This window comes from Amycolatopsis sp. NBC_01286 (assembly GCF_035982555.1).
Taxonomy (GTDB): domain Bacteria; phylum Actinomycetota; class Actinomycetes; order Mycobacteriales; family Pseudonocardiaceae; genus Amycolatopsis.
The window spans coordinates 1,712,129-1,730,988 of sequence record NZ_CP108428.1 but is presented as its reverse complement, the minus strand read 5'-3'; the positions used below and the strand labels follow the sequence as shown (position 1 = coordinate 1,730,988).

The following is an 18,860-nucleotide window of genomic DNA, read 5'->3' as shown; positions in this document are numbered from 1 at the left end:
GAACCCACTCGAGATGTGCGGCATCGCAGGCACCTACCTCTGGCCGGACGGCGGACCGCTGACCGACCGGCTGACGAAGACGCTGGCCCACCGCGGGCCGGACGGCTCCGGCCGCTACGACCACGTCGTCGGCGGCACCGGCGCCGGTGAAGTCCACTTGGGACACCGGCGGCTCTCGATCGTCGACCTGACCGAGACCGGCGCCCAGCCGATGGTCCTCGACGGCCTCGCGCTGAGCTACAACGGCGAGCTGTACAACGCGCCCGAGCTGCGCGCCGAGCTGACGGCCGCCGGCGTGCGCTTCCGCGGCACGTCCGACACCGAGGTGCTGCTGCAGGCGTGGCGGCGCTGGGGCACCGACTGCCTGCCGAAGCTGCGCGGGATGTTCGCCTTCGCGATGTTCGAAGAGGGCACCGGCGAGCTGTTCCTGGTCCGCGACCAGCTGGGCATCAAGCCGCTGTTCTTCGTGCACCGGGCCGGCGGCGTCGCCTTCGCCTCCGAGCTGAAGGCGCTGGCCGGCGAGCTGGGCGGGTCGCTGCAGATCGACAACGCCGCGCTGGTCGCGTCGCTGCTCTACTACTGGGTGCCGGACAGCCGCTGCGCTTACGAAGGCGCGGAGAAGCTGCAGCCGGGCACGTGGCTGCGCTGCCGCCCGGACGGCCGGGTCGACCGCGGCCGCTTCTGGTCGCTGCGCGAGGTCGCCGAAGAGGGCGCGGCCTTCGAGGGCGAGGTCGACCTGCACGAGGTGATTGCCGAGTCGACCGCCAAGCACCTGCTCTCGGACGTCCCGGTCGCGACGTTCCTCTCGGGTGGGCTGGACTCCAGCTACCTGACGGCGCTGGCCGCGCGGTCGCAGCCGGGGATCTCGGCCTACACCATCGGGTTCCGGGCCGAGGACGCCAAGTTCGAGGCGATGCCGGACGACTTGAAGTACGCCCGGATCGTGGCCAAGCAGTTCGGCGTCGACCTGCACGAGATCGAGATCGCGCCGCAGGTGCTCGACCTGCTGCCGAAGATGACGTACCACCTCGACGAGCCGATCGGGGACCCGGCGGCGATCAACTCGTTCCTGATCTGCTCGGCCGCGCGCGACGCCGGCGTCAAGGTGATGCTGTCCGGCATGGGCGCCGACGAGCTGTTCGCCGGCTACCGCAAGCACCTCGCGAACCTGATCGCGTTGCGCTACCACAAGGTTCCGGGCGCGGTCCGGCGTCCGGTGGAGTCCCTGGTGGACCGGCTGCCGGTGGCCTCGGCCAAGCGCGGCTACCGCTCGGTGCGGTTCGCGAAGCGGTTCCTGTCGTTCGCGGGCCTGCCCGAGGAGACGGCGTTCCGGCGCAGCTACACGATGTACGACCAGGCCGAGCTGCTCGGGTTGCTCAACCCGGACCTCGCGCCGACGGTCGACGACGTCCTCACCGAGCACGCCGACACGTACAACGACCAGTCGCTCGACGACTTCGTCAACCGGATGTGCCTGGCCGACTCGCGGATGTTCCTGCCCGGCCTGAACCTGACCTACACCGACCGCTCGACGATGGCGGCGTCCACCGAGGTGCGGACGCCGTTCGTCGACGTCGAGGTCGTCCGCGCGGCGTTCCGGACCCCCGGCAACAAGAAGATCGTCGGCCGCGCCGGCAAGGTCGCCCTCAAGAACGCGGCGCTCAACATCCTGCCCAGCGAGATCGTGCACCGGCCGAAGGGCCTGTTCAGCGCGCCGCTGCGGGCCTGGATGAGCCGCGACCTCGCGCCGCTGGTGCGCGAAGTCGTCAACGAGGGCGTGCTCGTCGAATCCGGTTTCCTGCAGCGCGAAGCACTGCAGCGGATGGTCGCCGAGGACGCCGCCGGCCAGCAGGACCGCAGCAAGCACCTTTGGCACATCTTGACCCTTGAGTACTGGTACCGGAACGCGATGTCGGGAGCGGGAGCGAAGTGAAGCAGGTCGTCCAGAACTACAAGAGCGGTGAACTGGCACTGCTGGAAGTGCCCGAGCCCGCGTGCAAGGCCGGCGGGGTGCTCGTCCGCACGGTGTACTCCCTGATCTCGACCGGCACCGAGATGATGAAGGTGTCCGAGGCGAGCCTGTCCCTGGTGGGCAAAGCGAGAGCCCGGCCGGACCAGGTCGCGAAGGTCGTCCAGAGCGTGGCGACCAACGGTCTTTCGGCGACCTACCGCAAAGTGACGTCCAAACTGGACTCATACACGCCCCTCGGTTACTCGTTGTGCGGCATCGTCGAGCAGGTCGGCGACGGCATAACGGACGTCGCGGTCGGCGACCTCGTGGCCTGCGCGGGCAACGAGCACGCGCTGCACGCCGAGCTGAACTGGGTGCCGAAGAACCTCTACTCGCGTGTGCCGGCCGGGGTCGACCCGCGGCACGCGGCATTCGGCACCGTCGGCTCGATCGCGATGCAGGGTGTGCGCCGTGGCGAGCCGCAGATCGGCGACGTCGCCCTGGTCATCGGGCTCGGCCTGATCGGCCAGCTCGTGGTGCAGCTGCTGGTGTCGTCCGGCGTGCGCGTCTTCGGCGTCGACCCCGACCCGGAGCGCTGCAAGCTCGCCGAGAGCCTCGGCGCGCTGGTGTGCAGCCACCCGGGCTCCGGCGTGGTGGACACCGCCGTCGACGAGCTGACGCACGGCGCGGGCGTCGACCAGACGTACCTCGCCGCGGGCGGCAACACGAACGACCCGGTGGAGCTGGCCGCGAAGCTGTCGCGCGACCGCGGCCGCGTGATCGACATCGGCAAGTGCAAGCTCGACCTGCCGTGGAACGCCTACTACGAGAAGGAACTGGACGTCCGGTTCTCCCGCTCGTACGGCCCTGGCCGCTACGACCCGTCGTACGAGCTCGAAGGCCGGGACTACCCGATCGGCCAGGTCCGCTGGACCGAGCGCCGCAACCTCGAGTGCGTGATCGACCTGATCGACCGCGACCGCCTCGACGTCGAGCCGCTGATCACGCACGTCTCGGACTTCTCCGAGGCCGTCGAGACGTACAAGTCGCTCAACGACGGTGAGCTCAAGGCCGTCGCGGTGCTGTTCCGCTACCCGGACGCGGTCGCGAAGACCGAGCCGGTCGTGACGTCCGCGCGGATCGGGCTGGTCGAGCACAAGGCCGCGCCGAAGCCCGCCGGGCAGCCGGTGCGCCTCGGCTTCGTCGGGGCCGGCAACTACGCGTCGTCGATGCTGCTGCCGCACCTCGTCGAGCGCGACGACGTCGAGCTCAAGCACGTCGCGACGACATCGGCGCTGTCCGGCGCCAACGCGCGGCGCAAGTTCGGCTTCGCCGAGGCGTCCACCGACATCGACAACGTGCTCGGTGACGACTCGATCGACGCCGTCTTCGTCGTCACCCGCCACAGTTCGCACGCCGAGCTGACCCGCCAGGCGCTGCTCGCGGGCAAGACGGTGTTCGTCGAGAAGCCCCTGGCGCTGACGGAAACCGAGCTGCAGAAGGTGCTCGACGCGATCGAGGAGTCCGGCAACGACCGGCTGCAGGTCGGCTTCAACCGCCGGTTCGCGCCGCTGCTGCACGAAGCCCGCGGCCAGTTCGGCCCGCGCGTCGGCCCGGCGACGGTCCGCTACCTGGTCAACGCCGGCCGCCTCGACCACGGCAGCTGGTACAACCAGACCGCCACCGAGGGCTCCCGGTTCGCCGGTGAAGGCGGGCACTTCATCGACACCGTGAGCTGGCTGCTCGACGCCGACCCGGTCTCGGTCTACGCGACCGGCGGCACGGACCTGCAGATCACCCTCGGCTATGGGGACGGTTCCACCGCGGTCATCACCTACGCCGAAAGCGGTTCGTCGGGCTTCCCGAAGGAGACGCTCGACGTCACCGCCGACGGCAAGGTCCTGAAGTTCGACGACTTCGTCCGCGCGTCGGTGTTCTCCCGCAAGAAGTGGGCGAGCTCGCGGCTCCCGAAGGGCCGCGACAAGGGCCAGGCCGCCGAGGTCGACGCCTTCCTCGAAGCCGTCCGCACGGGTGGCCCGATGCCGATCTCGGTCGCTTCGCTGGCCGCGACGACGCTGGCCACGCTCGCCGCCCAGACCAGCGTCGCGAACTCGGCGCCGGTCCGGATCGAGCTGCCGCGGAAGGCGGGTGCCCCGGCATGATGGGTCCCGGCTGGTACCTCCGCCGGCTGTCCCGGATGGGGCCGGCGGAGGTCGTCGGCCGTGCTCGGCACGCCGTCGTCCAGCGGCAGTGGCGGTCCGCGCTGCCCGAGCCGCCCGCGTGGCCGTCACACCCACGGTTCACCGCCCAGCTGCCGGACGGCGTTCTCGGCAAGGTCTCCGGCGAGGCCGTCACGCGGCTGCTGGCCACGGCCGACCACCTGATGGCCGGCCGCGCCGAGTACTTCGGCGTCCTGCGCGACGACATGGTGTCGCCGGACTGGGCCCTCGACCCGAAGACCGGCCGCCGCGCGCCGCTGGACGTCTACGCCTTCGACGTGCCGTACCGGTCGGAGGACGAGGTCGGCGACATCAAGCAGATCTGGGAGCCGTCGCGCCACCAGCACCTCACCGTGCTGGCCGCGGCGTACGCCCTGACCGGCACCGCGACGTACGCCGAGCGCGTCGCCGCGCACCTGCGGTCCTGGTGGGCGGCCAACCCGCCGTTGCGCGGGCCGCACTGGGTGAGCGGCATCGAGCTGGGCATCCGGTTGCTGTCGTGGGTCTGGGTCCGCCGCCTGCTCGACGGCTGGGCGGGCGTCACGGCGTTGTTCGAGGACAACCCGGACTTCCACCTGCAGCTGTGGCACCACCAGAACTGGCTGGCGACCCTGCGCAGCCACGGCTCGTCGGCGAACAACCACGTCATTGCCGAGGACGCCGGCCTGCTGGCCGCGGCGTGCGCGTTCGGCTGGTTCCCGGAGTCGCCGCGCTGGCGGGCCGAAGCGACCCGCTCGCTGGACGTCCAGCTGGGCCGCAACACCTTCGGCTCCGGGCTCAACGCCGAGCTCGCGTCCGAGTACCACGGCCTGGTGCTGGAACTGGGCCTCGCGGCGGCGCTCGAAGCCGACGCGGCCGGCACCCCGGTGCCGGACTCCACCTGGGACGTCCTGCTCCGGATGACCGACGCCTTGGCGTCCATTGTGGACAACCGGTTCCGGCCGCCCCGGCAGGGTGACGCCGACGACGGCTTCGGCCTGATCGTCGACGGCTCCGAGACCAACCGCTGGGCGTCGCTGCTGGCCACCGGCGAGGTCCTGTTCGGCCGCCTCGACTGGTGGCCGGTGCCGGGTGACGACGTCCGCACGCCGCTGCTGACCGCACTCGCCCTCCGGACACCGCGAGCCACGGGCGTCCGCTCCGGCCGGCGTCCCGCCCACCTGCGGGACGCGGGCATGACGATCCTGCGCTCGGGAAAGGTCTGGGCGCGGTGCGACGGCGGGCCGCACGGTTTCCTGTCGATCGCCGCGCACGCCCACGCCGACGCACTGTCGGTGGAGGTCCGCCACGACGGCGTCGACATCCTCGCCGACCCGGGCACCTTCTGCTACCACGGCGAGCCGCAGTGGCGGTCGTACTTCCGTTCCACGCTCGGCCACAACACCCTCGAACTGGGCGGTCAGGACCAGTCGGCGTCCGGCGGGCCGTTCCTCTGGACCCGGCACGCGGTGACGAAGGTGCTCGGCGTGCACACCCCCGACCACGGCCCGTCCCACTGGTCGGCGGCCCACGACGGCTACGCGCCGGCGGTGCACCGCCGGACGGTCGAGCTCGACGGCGCCGTGCTGAAGATCGTCGACGAGGTGCTCGGCGACACGGGCCCGGCCGCGCGGCTGGCGTTCCACCTGGGCCCGGCCGTCACGGCCACCCTGGACGGGAACGTCGCCCACCTGCGCTGGGAGGGTGACGGCCGGACGTTGGCCCCCGTCCACACCGCGGAGCTGGAACTGCCGGCCGAGCTGACGTGGACGGCCCACCGGGGTGAGCTCGACCCGCTGCTCGGCTGGTACTCGGCGGGCTTCGGCCGCAAGGAACCCTCGACCACCCTGGTCGGCTCCGGCACTCCCGGACACTCGATCACCCTGCTCCGCTTCAGTTAGGACCCGCCCGTGACAGCCCGCCGCTCCCGACTTCGCCGTGCCGCTCCGCTGCTCGGCGTGCTGCTCACGCTCGCGGCGTGCTCCAGCAGCCCCGACACCGGCGGCCCGGCCCAGGCGACCTCGGCCCCCAGCGGGTCGGTCGCGGCGGTCTGCGACAAGGAGCCGGCCGGCCCGACGGCGGCGCCGGCCGGTGCGGTGATCGTCGACCCCGCGGTCCCGAACGACCTCGCCGTGAAGACGCGCGCGGCCGGCCCGGGCACGACGTTCTGGCTCAAGCCGGGCAAGCACATCCTCGGCGACGACAAGTACGACCAGGTCTCGCCGAAGGACGGCGACGTCTACATCGGCGCGCCCGGCGCGGTCCTCGACGGCCGGAAGATCAACCAGTACGCGTTCACCGGGCACGGGAACAACGTCAAGCTCACCTACCTGACCGTGCAGGGCTTCGCGGCGCCCCGCGACGAAGGGGTCGTCAACCACGACTCGGGCGACGGCTGGCAGATCGAGCACTCCACGATCCAGGACAACGACGGCGCCGGGCTGATGGCGGGCGCGCGCCAGCAGGTGCGCGGCAACTGCCTGCGCCGCAACGGCCAGTACGGGATCAACGCCTTCTCCGGCAGCACCCCGATCACCGCGCTGGTCGTCGAGGGCAACGAGATCGCCGGCAACAACACGGGCGACTGGGAAACGAAGATCGACGGCTGCGGCTGCACCGGCGGCGTCAAGTTCTGGGACGTCAACGGCGCCGACGTCCGCGGCAACTGGGTGCACGACAACCACGGCACCGGGCTGTGGGCGGACACCAACAACAACGACTTCCTCATCGAGGGCAACCTCATCGAGAACAACGACAGCGCCGCGATCATCTACGAGATCAGCTACAACGCGATCATCCGCGACAACACGATCCGGAAGAACAACTGGGTCGACGGCCGCAGGTACGCCGACAAGGGCGACAACTTCCCGACGCCGGCGATCTACATCTCCGAGTCCGGCGGCGAGCCGCGGATCAAGGCGCGGACCGCGAAGATCGAGATCTCCCGCAACTTCCTGGAGAACAACTGGTCCGGGATCACGTTGTGGGAGAACGCCGACCGGTACTGCAACAGCCCGGCCAACACCTCGTCCGGCGACTGCACCCGCCTGGTGCCGAACGTGAAGACGTGCGCGGCGCCGGCGATCACCACCGAGCCGCTGCTGAGCGACTGCCGCTGGAAGACCCAGCACGTCGACATCCACGACAACAAGTTCGTCCTGGACCCGGCCGTGGTCGGCTGCCAGGCCTCGTGCGGCCGGATGGCGCTGCTGTCGAACTTCGGCACCTACCCGGACTGGTCGCCCTACAAGAACGACGTCGTCCAGGAAGCCATCACGTACAAGCAGGACAACCGCTGGCACGACAACAGCTACGCCGGGCCGTGGACGTTCATCCCGTACACCACCGACCGCGTCATCGAGATCGGCGAGTGGCAGGGCTCGCCGTACTCGCAGGACTCCGGAAGCACCTTCACCGCGCAGGGCGGGGGCTGACATGGCGACACAAACCCGAACGACGGCGAGGATCCGCGGCGAAGCCACGGTCGAGCCCGCGTCGTCGACGCCGAAGTGGGCGGCCCTGGCGTGGGCGCTGCTGATCATCAACACGCTCGGCTCGACCGGCGCGAAGACGGTCATCCCGCTGCCGCGGTCGGTCAGCCAGCTGGTCACGATGGGCTCGCTGATGACGGCCTTCGTGATCGCGCTGGCCCTGAACAAGCACCTGCGGATCCGCCCGAGCGCGTACCTGCTGCTGCTGACGTTGCTGCTGCTGTCCAGCATCCTGGCCAGCGCCGACCTGAAGGAAGGCGCGGGCGCGCTCTTCCGGTGCTTCCGGCTCACGGTCTTCCTCTCCACGCTCTGGTTGCTCACCCGTTGGTGGGACGGCGGGTTCGGGCTGGTCCGGTCCCACATCCGGACGTACGGGATCGTGCTCGCGTCGGTCGCGGTGGGCCTGGTCGTCTCGCCGGGCAACGCGATGCCCGAGGAGTACGGCGGCCGGCTGTCCGGCGCGATCTGGCCGCTCACGCCGCCGCAGATCGGTCAGTACGCCGCGGTCATCTCCGGCCTGACGCTCCTGCTCTGGTTCGGCCGCCGCACGACCTGGCGCAGCGCCCTGATCATCGTGGTGCCGGCCCTCGCGCTGCTGCTGCTCACGCACACCCGCACAGCGACGCTCGGCCTGCTCGCCGGGCTACTGGTGGCCTTCCTGTCGATGGCGCTGACCAGTGCCCGCGCCCGCAAGGTGTTCGCGTGGACGGCCGGTATCGGCGGTGTCGGCGGCCTGGTGCTGGCCGGCGCGCTGCAGGCGTGGTTCCTCCGCGGGCAGAGCGCGGACAACTTCTCCAGCCTGACCGGCCGCGCGAAGGTCTGGGACGCGTTGCTGGAGGCCCCGCGGACGACGTCGGAGTACATCTTCGGCGTCGGCCTGACGGACAAGTCCTACGACGGCCTCCCCATCGACAACAGCTGGCTGGCGATCTACCACGAGCAGGGGTTCGTCGGGATCGCGCTGGTCGCGGGCTTCCTCCTCACATTGGTCGTGGTGGCCGTGCTGCGGCCGCCGTCCCTGGCTCGCGCGTGCGCGATCTTCCTGATCACCTACTGCATTTCGGCCTCCTACACCGAGGCCGGCCTCGGCGACGCGTCGCCGTACCTGCTCCACCTGGCCCTGGCCGCGTCGCTGCTGGTCCGCGGGGTGCCGCAGTCCGACGAAGAAGCATTCATCCCGGCGAAGGGGGCAAGCGTGCGAGGTGCAGCCGCGTGAAGGTGCTCGTGGTCCACAACCGGTACCGGTCCGAGCAGCCGAGCGGTGAGAACAACGTCGTCGACGCCGAGGTCTCCCTGCTCGCCGAGGGCGGGCACAAGGTGTCGTTGTTCGAGCGCCGCAGCGACGACATCGCGCAGATGCCGTTGCCCCGCAAGGCGACCGTTCCGCTGATGATCCCGTGGAACCCGGCGGTCCGGAAGGAGCTCGCGGCCCGGCTGCGGGCGTCGCGCCCGGACGTCGTGCACATCCACAACACGTTCCCGCTGCTGTCGCCGTCGGTGGTCGCCGCCTGCGCGGACGCGGGCGTGCCCGCCGTCGCGACGCTGCACAACTACACGATGGTCTGCCCGCCGGGCACCCTGCACCGCGACGGCCACATCTGCACCGAGTGCGTCGGCGGCTCACCGCTGCCCGCGGTGAAGCACGGCTGTTACCGCGGCTCGAGCGCCGCGACGGTGCCGATGGCGGCCAGCATGATCGCGAACCGCCGCCGGTGGTGGACGGGCGTGTCCCGGTTCTTCTGCATTTCGGCGGCTCAACGTGACCTCCTGGTGTCGGCCGGGATGCCCGGCGAGCGGATGGCGGTGAAGCACAACTTCGTCACCGACCCCGGTGTCCGCCGCACCGGCGACGGAAAGCACGTACTGTTCCTCGGCCGTATCACCGAGGAAAAGGGTGTCGGCCTGCTGATGCGGGCGTGGGACCAGCTCGGCGGCGCCCTGGGCGTGCCGCTGGTCATCGCCGGCACCGGCCCGATGCAGGACGAGGTCGCCACCTGGGCGTCCGGCCGGCCGGACGTCTCGTACGTCGGCCTGCAGAACAAGGCGGAGTGCCGCGCCTTGACCGCCGACGCCGTCGCCGTGGTGGCGCCGTCGACGTGGCTGGAGGCGTTCGGCCTGGTCGTCGTCGAGGCGATGGCGGCCGGCGTGCCGACGGTCGCGGCGGCCCACGGCGCGTTCCCCGAGCTCGTCGAGGACGGCGTGACGGGCCTGTTGCACCAGCCGAACGACGCGGCCTCGCTCGCGGACCGGCTGCGCCAGGTGACCGGCGACCGGAACCAGGAGATGGGGGACGCGGCCCGCGTCCGGTACGAGAAGGACTTCACCCCGGCGGTCGGGCTCGACCGGCTGATCTCCGGGTACCAGGCCGCGATCGAGGCGCACGGGTGAGGGAACTCGTCCGGACGGCACCCGAGGCTCTGCCGGTCGCCTTGCGCGCCCCGCTGGCGATGTCGGGTGCGCTGGCGACGGCGGTGCTCGTCGCGCTCGGCATCCTCCACTTCCACGACTCCGGCCTGACCGGGATCGACGCGGCCGTGCTGCCGTCGCTCGACGGCGTCCGGCCGCCCTGGCGGTACGTGGCGCTGGTCTTCGACTTCGGCGGTGAACCGGTCGGGTCGACGATCCTGGTCGCTCTGGTCGCGTTGCTGGGTTTCCTGGCCCACCGGGTCCGGATAGCGGTGCTGACCGTGGTCGGGGTCCTGGCCACCGTCGCGGTGACGACGGTGCTGAAACCGATCGTCGGCCGCACGATCCACGGCGAGTTCCTGTCCTACCCGAGCGGTCACACGGCCATGGCCACGGCCCTCGCGCTGGTCATCGGCCTGCTGGTGGCCGACCGCCTGCACCTGGGCCGCACGGCGGGGGTGCTGCTCATGCTGGTGCTGGCCGCGGTCGCCGGGATCGCGATGGGCTGGGCCGAAGTATCCCTGGGCGCGCACTACCCGACGGACGCGATCGGCGGGTTCTGCGCCGCGCTGGCGGTGGTCCCCGCGATGGCGTGGGCGGTGGACCGCGTCGCCGATCGCCTCTGACGACTCCGCGGTCGTCGGCGGGGTGACACTCGCAGCGCCCAGGCGCCGGTCCGGTTGTGTGGCGGTTCTCCGGGCGAACCTGTCGGTCTCGGTCGGGCTTGTTCGTCGGTGGGGTGACCGACTCGCGAAGGAGACCCCGATGATCCAGGACCTGATCGCCGCGGAACGCCGTGAGCTGGCGGCGGTGCTCGATGGCCTGTCGCCGGCCGAATGGGCGACGCCGACGTTGTGCGCGGGCTGGCGCGTGCCGGAGGTGGTCGCCCACCTGACGATGCCGTTCCGCATGTCGACCGGCCGGTTCGCCCGCGAGCTGCTGAAGTCCGCCGGGCGCTTCAACCACATGGCCGACCGGGTGGCGCGACGCGACGCGGCCGAGCTGTCGTCCGAGGCGCTCGTCGCCTCGCTGCGCGACAACGCCGAACACCCCTGGCGGCCGCCGGGCGGGGGAGCGGAAGGCGCCCTGAGCCACGACGTGATCCACGGCCTGGACATCACGACCGCCCTGAGCCTCGACCGGAGTGTGCCCCGGGAACGGCTCGAGCTGGTTCTCGACGGTCTCAAGCCGAAGCAGGTGAGGTACTTCGGCGCCGATCTGGCGGGCGTCTCCCTGCGCGCCGACGACCTCGACTGGTCGTACGGCACCGGCTCGCCGCTCACGGGCGCCGCCCAGGATCTCCTGCTGGTGCTCTGCAACCGGCGGCTGCCCTCGGGGCGGCTGCGAGGAGAGCCGAGTTCGCGGTTCACCACGGTCTGAGCTCTCTTCGAAGTCTGTCCATCGTGGACAGCCGTGGTGTTCCGGTTTCCCCGCTGACGAACCAGTCGGGGATGTCATGCCGTTCGAGCACGCATCCCCTGCTGCGCAAGAAAGGGACGAGCAGTTCACCGACGTCGTCGGCGCGCGAGTAGAGGACGCCCATCGCGTCGAACGCGACGACGTCGGTCGCGTCATGGCGAAGGGTTTCGGGAACGGGGCTCGAGGTGGCCATGTCTCCGAAGGTACCGAACACTCGTGCGAACACCATCGCTTGAACGGGTGATTGCGGTGTCCGGAATTCACCACTCGCGACTTTTCCCTTGTCTGCCAAGGGAAATCGTCACCGAAGTCGTGATCGCCGGAGAAAAGTGTCGGAACCCGGTGCCATAGTCGTGATCAGCAGCCGGCGGGCCCACCGTCGAACGAAGAACACGCGTCCTGCGAGTACGGGCCCGCCCGCCAGCCCGCAGGGTCGACCGTCCTGGAGGTGTCATGCACGACGAAGGTCCACGGCCCCGCATAGGAGTTGTCGTGCCACCGGTTGTCCTGCTGGAACGTGATCGCCTCCTGGACCACGGTTCCCTTGTAGGGCGACCAGTCCGGGAACGTCCCGTAGTTCGACAGCAGTGCCATCCGCCCGCAGAAGCTCGTGCAGCCCACCCGCCCAGGCTCGAACCGGAAGGTGTTCCCGTGAATCTCGACGTGCTGGGTCTTCCAGCGGCAGTCGTCGTAGGCCGGCGCCTTCGCGATGGTGCCCGCCGAGCACGAAGACGGGGAAGCCACTTTTGTGCAGTAGCCCGAAGACGTGTTCGCCGGGCTGGTGCAGAAGCGGTCGGCGTTCTCCCACAGCGTGATCCCGGACCAGTTGTCGACAAACGTGTTCCCGCTGATGTCGATGGCCGACGTCCGCGCCGGCACCCGGGACTCGCCGCCCGACTCCGACAGGTACACCGTCGCCGCCGGGAAGTTGTCGCCGCGCGAGGCGAACTTGCGGCCCTGCACCAGGCTGTTGCCGCGGAAGGTGTTGCCGCGAAGCACGAGGTTGTAGCTCGTCTCGTAGAACAGCGCCTCGGCGTCGTTGGCCTCGAACAGGTTGTCCTCGACGAGGAAGTCGTTGTTGTTCGTGTCGGCCCACAGGCCGGCGCCGTGGTTGCCGTGGACCCAGTTGCCGCGGACGTCGGCGCCGTTCACGGCCCAGAACTTGGCGCCGCCGCTGCAGCCGCAGCCCGGGACCTTGGTCTCCCAGTCGCCGGTGTTGTTGCCGGTGATCTCGTTGCCCTCCAGCACGAGGCCGGTGATGTGGTCGCCGGCCTGGTAGGCGTTGAGCCCGTACTGGCCGTTGTTCCGCAGGCAGCTGTGCCGCACGACCTGGCCCGCGCCGGCCATCAGGGCGGCGCCGGCGTTGTCTTCGACGGTGGTGTTCTCGATGAGCCAGCCGTCGCCGGAGTCGTGGTTGACCACGCCCTGGTCCTGCAGCGCGGCGAAACCGCGGATGGTGAGGCCCTTGATCTCGACGTCGCGAGCCTGCTGGGTGAACGCCGCGCGGTTGACGCCGCGGCCGTCGACGACCGCGCCGGGCGCGCCGAGGTAGACGTCGCCGTCCTTGGGCGCGACCTGGCCGAACTCGTCGGTGCCGAGGGTGTGGGTGCCGGGCCGGAGCCAGAAGGTGGTGCCCGGCGGGTGCGCCGCCGTCTTGGCCGAGAGGTCTCCGTCGACGCCCGGTTCGACGGAGACCGCCCCGGGCGGCGGTTCCTCGTACGCCGCGGGCTGGTGATCGCACACCGGCCCGGGCCCGTCGGCACCGTTCGCGATCGCCGGGCAAGCCACGGCGATCAAGAGCGAGCAAGCACCGACGAGAAACGCACGAGATCTGCCCATGGCAGGACGCTACGCACGATCGGGCGGGAAAACAGTCACCCTCAAGTGTCCTCATCGGACCCAACGAGTGAAACCGGCTCCCCGGAGCGGGGATCCGACGGCGTGCTCCGGACCCGCGACCGCCCGGCGCCCGGCGGGAACCGGGCACCGGGCGGCGCGGGGGCCGGGTCAGGCGCGCTTGCGGAAGACCGGCTGCACCGGGCGGCCGCCCATCCACGGTGTGGGGTCGTTGGCGTCGAGGGCCTTGCGGTAGACCGTGCAGGCCTGGGCGACGACGTCGATCGTCTTGTCGATGTCCGCCTCGGTGAGCGCGGCGCTGACCACGAAGGACGGGCCGAGCACCCCGCCGCTGATCAGCTCGCGCAGGAACAGCGTCCGGTACGGCTGCGACGGCTTGCCTTCTTCGTCGAGCGTGCCGAAGACCATGTTGCTGGCCCGGCCGCGGACGACCACGTGGTCCTCGACGCCGATTCCGGCCGCGACGTCGCGGACGCCGGCGGCGAGCCGGTCGCCGAGGGCGTGCATGCGGCCGATGACGTCCTCGTCGCGGTAGACGTCCATCACCGCCATCGCGGCGGCGAGGGAGTGGGTCTCGGCGCCGTGGGTGGTCGAGAGCAGGAACACGCGCTCCCGGTCGGTGCGCAGCCCGCCGATCTCCATCAGTTCCCGCTTGCCGGCGAGTGCGGAGACGGCGAAGCCGTTGCCGAGGGCCTTGCCGAACGTCGAGAGGTCCGGGGTGACGCCGTAGAGGCCCTGCGCGCCGTGGGCGGACCAGCGGAAGCCGGTGATCATCTCGTCGAAGATCAGCACGACGCCGTGGCGCGTGGCGAGCTCCCGCAGGCCCTGCAGGTACCCCGGCGGCGGTTCGGCCGCCGCGGCCGGCTCCAGGATCAGGCACGCGATCTCGCCGTTGTGGCGCTGCAGCAGCTCCTCGGCGGCCTGCAGGTCGCCGTACGGGAAGGACACCGTCTGCTCGGTCGTCTCGTCCGGGATGCCCGCGTTCATCGGCGTCGTGCCGATGAACCAGTCGTCGGTCGAGAAGAACGCGTGGTCGGCGCACTTCGCGACGAGCTTGCGCCCGGTCGCGGCGCGGGCCAGCCGGACCGCGGCCGTGGTGGCGTCGGAGCCGTTCTTGGTGAACTTCACCATGTCGGCCGTCGGCACGTTTTCGAGGAACCGCTCGGCGGCCTCGGCCTCGATGATCGACGGGCGGATGAAGTTGCTGCCCTTGTCCAGTTCGCCGCGGACGGCGTCGAGGACGCGGGGGTGGGCGTGGCCCAGGCTGACCGCTCTCAGTCCGGAGCCGTACTCGATGTACTCGTTGCCGTCGACGTCCCAGACGTGGCCGCCGCGGCCGTGGGAGATGACCGGGGCCATCTCGAAGGGATACTGGTCCGAGCCCTTGGCGTAAGTGTGCGCTCCACCCGGGATGACCCGGTGCAGCCGCTCGTTCGCCGTCGTGGAGCGGGGCAAGTTCGTTCCCATGGGGGTCACCTCGTTGGTTTCAACGCCTCTCCGAGAGACGGCGCACGTTCGTCTCGGTCACTGGCCAGTGTGACTGACAGTGGCCAGGAAATGTCCAATTCAGGGTCTTTGTACGAAATCGTAATGTCTTCGTTCGGATTGTGCGCCCGATCGATACGGTACGAAACGTCCGAGGGATCTGTGAGTGACTGGAATCCGTGCGCGCACCCCGCGGGGATGTACACCGAAACCTGCGTCTCACCGGAAAGTTCGAAAGTCTTGATGTTTCGGAATGTCGGGGAATCCGGTCGGAGATCCACGACGACGTCGAAGATCGCGCCGTGCGAACAGCGCACGAGCTTCGACTCGCCGGCCCCGCCGCGCAGGTGCATCCCGCGCACGACTCCCTTGCGGGACCGGGAAAGACTGTCCTGGGCGAAGCCGTCCGGGTCGATCCCGACCGACGCGACGACCTCGCGGTCGAAGGTGCGGCTGAAGAAGCCGCGCACGTCCACGTGGGGTGCCGGTTCGAACAGGTACACGCCCTCGATTTCGGGTACCGGAATGGCCTTCATCGCCCACCGCCGAAGAGGGCCGCCGAAAGGGCGGCGAACTGGTCCTTGAGCCGTTGCGCGTTCATCTCGTTCCGTTCCAGCAGTGTCTGGCGCAGTTCGGCCGAACGGTTCTCCAGCTCGGTGAACTGTTCGACGAGCCGGTCGAAGTCGACGGTCTTCGCCCGCTGGGTGAAACCGCCGAGCCCCATCTCCGCCATGAGGACGTCGTTCTTCGGCGCGTACCCGATCGCCACGGTCGGTTTCGCGACCTTCAGGGCGCAGAGCACGTTGTGGTAGCGCGTCGCCACCACGCGGTCCACCGCGGCCATCTCGTGCATCAGCTCGTCCAGGGTCTCCGCCGAAGCCGCCGTCACCAGCGGGGAAGCGGTCTTCTCGATGATCTCGTCGACGACCTGCCGGTCGATCTGATCGCCGATGAACAGCCGGACGGGTCTGTCCTGGTCAACGAGCCAACCGACAAAACGGTTCATCGTGTCGACGTAGTGGCGGTAGATCCGGTCGGCGTCGGCGCGGTCGTCGTTGCCGCCGTAGTAGGCCATCACGCCGACACCGACGGTGCCCGGCTCGCCGGCGTCGTCCGGGGTGGGGAGGGAGAACGCTAGGTCGGGATACACCTGGTCACGGCTGGTGTCGACGCCCATGGCGCGCATCGCGTCGCGGGAGATGTCGTCGCGGTAGGAGCGGTAGGTGGCCAGGCGGCCGACCCAGCGGACCAGCGTCCGCGTCGCCCGCGCGCTGATCTCGTTGGCGCCGACCGAGACCAGCGCGACCTTCGTCCCGAAGAGCCGGCCCGTGGCCGAGAGGAGGAACAGCGAATACGGAAAACCCCAGGGACGCAACGGAAGCGTCGCTTCGAGGACACCCATGCCCGGCACGATGACGACGTCCTGCTTGCGGACCCAAGCGGCCGTGCGGCCGATGTCGACGAGCTTGCCCAGGCCCTTCAGGACGATCGATCGGAGGCCGGACGCCGTCTCGTACTCGGACTGGTTCCAGTGCAGGGGCGTGGTGTCGAGCCCGTACCGCTCGCGGACGATCTCCGGACCGCCCACGAGGGCGCCCAGCACGGCGTCCGGGTACTCGGCGCGCAGGTAGCCGAGCACGGCTTCTAGGGAACCGTCGTTGCCGAGGTTCCCCGAGCCGAGCAGGCCGAACACGCCGACGCGAGGGGCACGCTTCACGCGAGCCTGCCTTCCCGGCCGGCCACGATCTCGTTGACCGTGGCGACGTCGGAGGCGGTCGGCGCGCGGTCCTCGACGCGCTCGCCGTGGCCGGAGCGCGCGCGGTCGGTCAGCCAGCTGCCGAGGTGCCGGAAGCACTCGCGCTTGTCGGCGCCCGAGATCGGGGAGCGCCGGATCAGGTCGGCGAACCCGACGATGTACTCGCCGACCAGGCGGACGGTGGGGTTCCGGAGCCGGTCCGCGCGCCGCGGGTCGAGGTTGGCGCACCGGCTCCGGATGGTCGGGTTGGCCCGCTCCGCGCGGCCCGGGTGGTCGCGGCGGAAGTAGAGCAGCTCGGGCACCTGGTAGAACGGCCCGTGCAGCGCCATCTCGGCCGAGTACGTGCGGTCGGCGTGGTGGTAGCTGTCGAGCGGCTTGACGCGGCGGAGGACGTCGGCGCGGATGACGCCGTAGAAGTCGTCGCCGCCGGGCTCGAACAGGATGCTGCGAAAGCGGTCCGGGGCGTGCCGGGAGCCGGTGTCCAGGGTGTACTCGAGCGGCTGGACGATGCGGCCGTCGCCGTCGATGATGGCCTGGTCGCAGTGGGCGAGGATGACGTCCGGGCGCTCGTCGAGCGCCTCGATGCAGCGCTTGAGGAGGTCGCGCGCGTAGAGATCGTCGTGGGAGACCCACTTGAACAGCTCGGTGCGGGAGACGTCGAACACGAAGTTGTGGTTCGGTGTCGCGCCGATGTTCTTCGGCTGGCGGACGTAGCGGATCCGCGAGTCCTTCTCGGCGTAGCGGCGGCAGATCTCGTCGGTCGCGTCGGTGGACGCGTTGTCCGAGATGATCAGCTCGTAGTCCTCGTAGGTCTGGCCGAGCAGCGCGTCCAGTGACTCGGCGAGGTACTCCTCGCCGTTGTACACCGGGAGGCCGAGGCTCAGCCGCGGGACGGTGGTCATGGAGTCCTCATTCCTTGATCGGCTCTTTGATCGGCTCGAAGACCACGGTGATCTCGTTGATCGTCTCCTTGAGCGGCGCGAAGACGATGGTGGCGTCGCCGGCCCCGGCGTCGTCCGGGACCGGCGGCACGTACTCGCGCAGTCCGAGCCGCAGCTGCAGCCACCAGACGACGGACCCGGTGAGCGTCGCGGCCGCGACGCCCCACGCGGACCCGGCCGCACCGCCCAGGAAGGCTCCGGTGATGCCAAACGTGACGTAGAACAGGGAGGCGATCAGCTGCGACCGCAGGCTCCGCGGGGCGGCGCCGAGGGCCCGCAGGCCGGCCGCGGCGCCGGTCGAGAAGCTCGCGCCGACCACGGCGAGGGTCACCGGGAGGATCAGCGGGGACGACGAGTCCCACACCGAGCCCATCACCCAGCGGCCCGCCGCGTCCGGCAGCAGGAGCAGCAGTGCCAGGCCCCAGCACAGCGCGGCGGCGGCCTGGCCGCCGCCGAGGATCATGCAGAAGTGCTTCAGCCGGTGCGGCGCCCGCTGAAGCACCCGCGCGCCCTCCGCGACGGTGACCAGGGACAGCCCCATGAGCAGGGCCAGGAACGGGCCGAGCAGCTGCTCGGCACCGCGGACCGCGCCGACGGCGGTGATGCCGGCGATCGCGCCGAGGCCGTACGCGCGCAGCTGCGACGCGCCGCTGTTGCTGACGTTCTCGACCAGGTAGCGGACGCTCAGGTCGCGCTGGGACCTGAACCAGCCGAGCAGCGCGCGCGGGTGCGGGAGGACGCCGGTCTGGAACCAGCCGAAGACCGCCGCGACCGCGCCGGAGATGCCCCAGGCCAGCACGAACGCGACGACCGTGCCGATCTCGGCGGCGATGACCAGCGCCGGGATCAGCGCGACGCCCCACACGCAGTCGTTGATGAACGCCTTCTTGCCCGCACCGCGGGCGAAGAACGCGAAGCGCCAGGCGTCCTGCAGCAGCAGGCCCGGCAGCACGACGGCGAGCGCGACGAACGCGTTGCCGAGCGGGCCGCCGGCCGCGAGTCCGGCGACCAGGCTGATCACGCCGGTCACGCAGCCGACGCCGATGGCGGTGCCGGACGCGCTCGCGACGCCGTGGCGCCAGCGGTCCTCCGAGACGGCGCTGAAGCGCACCATCAGCGGGTCGGTGGCCAGGCCGCGCGAGACGTTCAGCACCACGCCGTAGGTGACCCAGGCGAGGCTGAAGATGCCGAAGGCGAACGTCCCGAGCGAGCGGGCCACGTACAGGCCGACCGCGAAGTTCGTCAGGCTCGAGACCGCCTGGTCGCCGAGGCCCCAGCTCAGCCGTCCGGCCATGGCGCGCACGGCGCCGTTCCGGAGCAGCGAGCCGGAGGCCCGGCGGTGGTTGGCCACGTCGC

15 protein-coding genes are annotated in these 18,860 nt (G+C 70.5%); 8 read left to right on the top strand and 7 right to left on the bottom strand.

Annotated elements, in window-relative coordinates:
• The first annotated feature begins 13 nt into the window (after positions 1-13).
• The 8 genes from asnB to OG570_RS08210 all read left to right on the top strand — a co-directional run bounded on the left by asnB (position 14) and on the right by OG570_RS08210 (position 11,426).
• Positions 14-1,933 (top strand): asparagine synthase (glutamine-hydrolyzing), encoded by a 1,920-nt coding sequence (asnB, locus tag OG570_RS08245; protein WP_247060391.1) that lies wholly within the window; start codon positions 14-16, stop codon positions 1,931-1,933.
• Entirely contained in the window at positions 1,930-4,113 is a 2,184-nt protein-coding gene (locus tag OG570_RS08240) for a bi-domain-containing oxidoreductase (RefSeq protein ID WP_247060392.1), read from the top strand. The genes asnB and OG570_RS08240 overlap by 4 nt, the downstream gene beginning before the upstream one ends.
• Entirely contained in the window at positions 4,110-6,050 is a 1,941-nt protein-coding gene (locus tag OG570_RS08235; RefSeq protein WP_326956129.1) for a heparinase II/III family protein, read from the top strand. Before OG570_RS08240 ends, OG570_RS08235 begins: the two co-directional genes overlap by 4 nt.
• A 9-nt stretch (positions 6,051-6,059) precedes the next feature.
• On the top strand, positions 6,060-7,583 hold the full coding sequence (locus tag OG570_RS08230; RefSeq protein WP_326945951.1) for a right-handed parallel beta-helix repeat-containing protein: 1,524 nt from the start codon (positions 6,060-6,062) through the stop codon (positions 7,581-7,583).
• A 1-nt stretch (position 7,584) separates the two neighbouring features.
• Complete coding sequence (locus OG570_RS08225) at positions 7,585-8,856, top strand: O-antigen ligase domain-containing protein (protein ID WP_442788254.1); 1,272 nt, start codon at positions 7,585-7,587, stop codon at positions 8,854-8,856.
• Positions 8,853-10,028, top strand: coding sequence for a glycosyltransferase (locus OG570_RS08220; protein WP_326956128.1), 1,176 nt, complete (start codon positions 8,853-8,855; stop codon positions 10,026-10,028). Before OG570_RS08225 ends, OG570_RS08220 begins: the two co-directional genes overlap by 4 nt.
• Positions 10,025-10,672, top strand: coding sequence for a phosphatase PAP2 family protein (locus OG570_RS08215; RefSeq protein WP_326956127.1), 648 nt, complete (start codon positions 10,025-10,027; stop codon positions 10,670-10,672). The genes OG570_RS08220 and OG570_RS08215 overlap by 4 nt, the downstream gene beginning before the upstream one ends.
• A 139-nt stretch (positions 10,673-10,811) precedes the next feature.
• Complete coding sequence (locus OG570_RS08210; protein WP_326956126.1) at positions 10,812-11,426, top strand: maleylpyruvate isomerase family mycothiol-dependent enzyme; 615 nt, start codon at positions 10,812-10,814, stop codon at positions 11,424-11,426.
• On the opposite strand, the gene OG570_RS08205 is transcribed toward OG570_RS08210, so the two are convergent.
• The 7 genes from OG570_RS08205 to OG570_RS08175 all read right to left on the bottom strand — a co-directional run bounded on the left by OG570_RS08205 (position 11,413) and on the right by OG570_RS08175 (position 18,855).
• Positions 11,413-11,658, bottom strand: coding sequence for a hypothetical protein (locus OG570_RS08205; protein ID WP_326945955.1), 246 nt, complete (start codon positions 11,656-11,658; stop codon positions 11,413-11,415). The two genes, OG570_RS08210 and OG570_RS08205, sit on opposite strands and share 14 nt — an antisense overlap.
• A gap of 164 nt (positions 11,659-11,822) precedes the next feature.
• A complete protein-coding gene (locus OG570_RS08200; protein WP_326956125.1) occupies positions 11,823-13,304 on the bottom strand; it encodes a right-handed parallel beta-helix repeat-containing protein in 1,482 nt (493 codons plus the stop codon).
• A 168-nt stretch (positions 13,305-13,472) separates the two neighbouring features.
• The gene (locus OG570_RS08195; RefSeq protein ID WP_326945957.1) at positions 13,473-14,789 is read right to left on the bottom strand and encodes a glutamate-1-semialdehyde 2,1-aminomutase; all 1,317 of its coding nucleotides are present in this window, start codon (positions 14,787-14,789) and stop codon (positions 13,473-13,475) included.
• A gap of 5 nt (positions 14,790-14,794) precedes the next feature.
• Positions 14,795-15,343, bottom strand: coding sequence for a dTDP-4-dehydrorhamnose 3,5-epimerase family protein (locus tag OG570_RS08190; RefSeq protein ID WP_247060404.1), 549 nt, complete (start codon positions 15,341-15,343; stop codon positions 14,795-14,797).
• Positions 15,340-16,524 (bottom strand): polysaccharide pyruvyl transferase family protein, encoded by a 1,185-nt coding sequence (locus OG570_RS08185; RefSeq protein WP_326956124.1) that lies wholly within the window; start codon positions 16,522-16,524, stop codon positions 15,340-15,342. Before OG570_RS08185 ends, OG570_RS08190 begins: the two co-directional genes overlap by 4 nt.
• Entirely contained in the window at positions 16,521-17,465 is a 945-nt protein-coding gene (locus tag OG570_RS08180; protein ID WP_326956123.1) for a glycosyltransferase family 2 protein, read from the bottom strand. Before OG570_RS08180 ends, OG570_RS08185 begins: the two co-directional genes overlap by 4 nt.
• A 7-nt stretch (positions 17,466-17,472) precedes the next feature.
• Positions 17,473-18,855, bottom strand: coding sequence for a hypothetical protein (locus tag OG570_RS08175; RefSeq protein ID WP_326956122.1), 1,383 nt, complete (start codon positions 18,853-18,855; stop codon positions 17,473-17,475).
• Positions 18,856-18,860 lie beyond the last annotated feature (5 nt).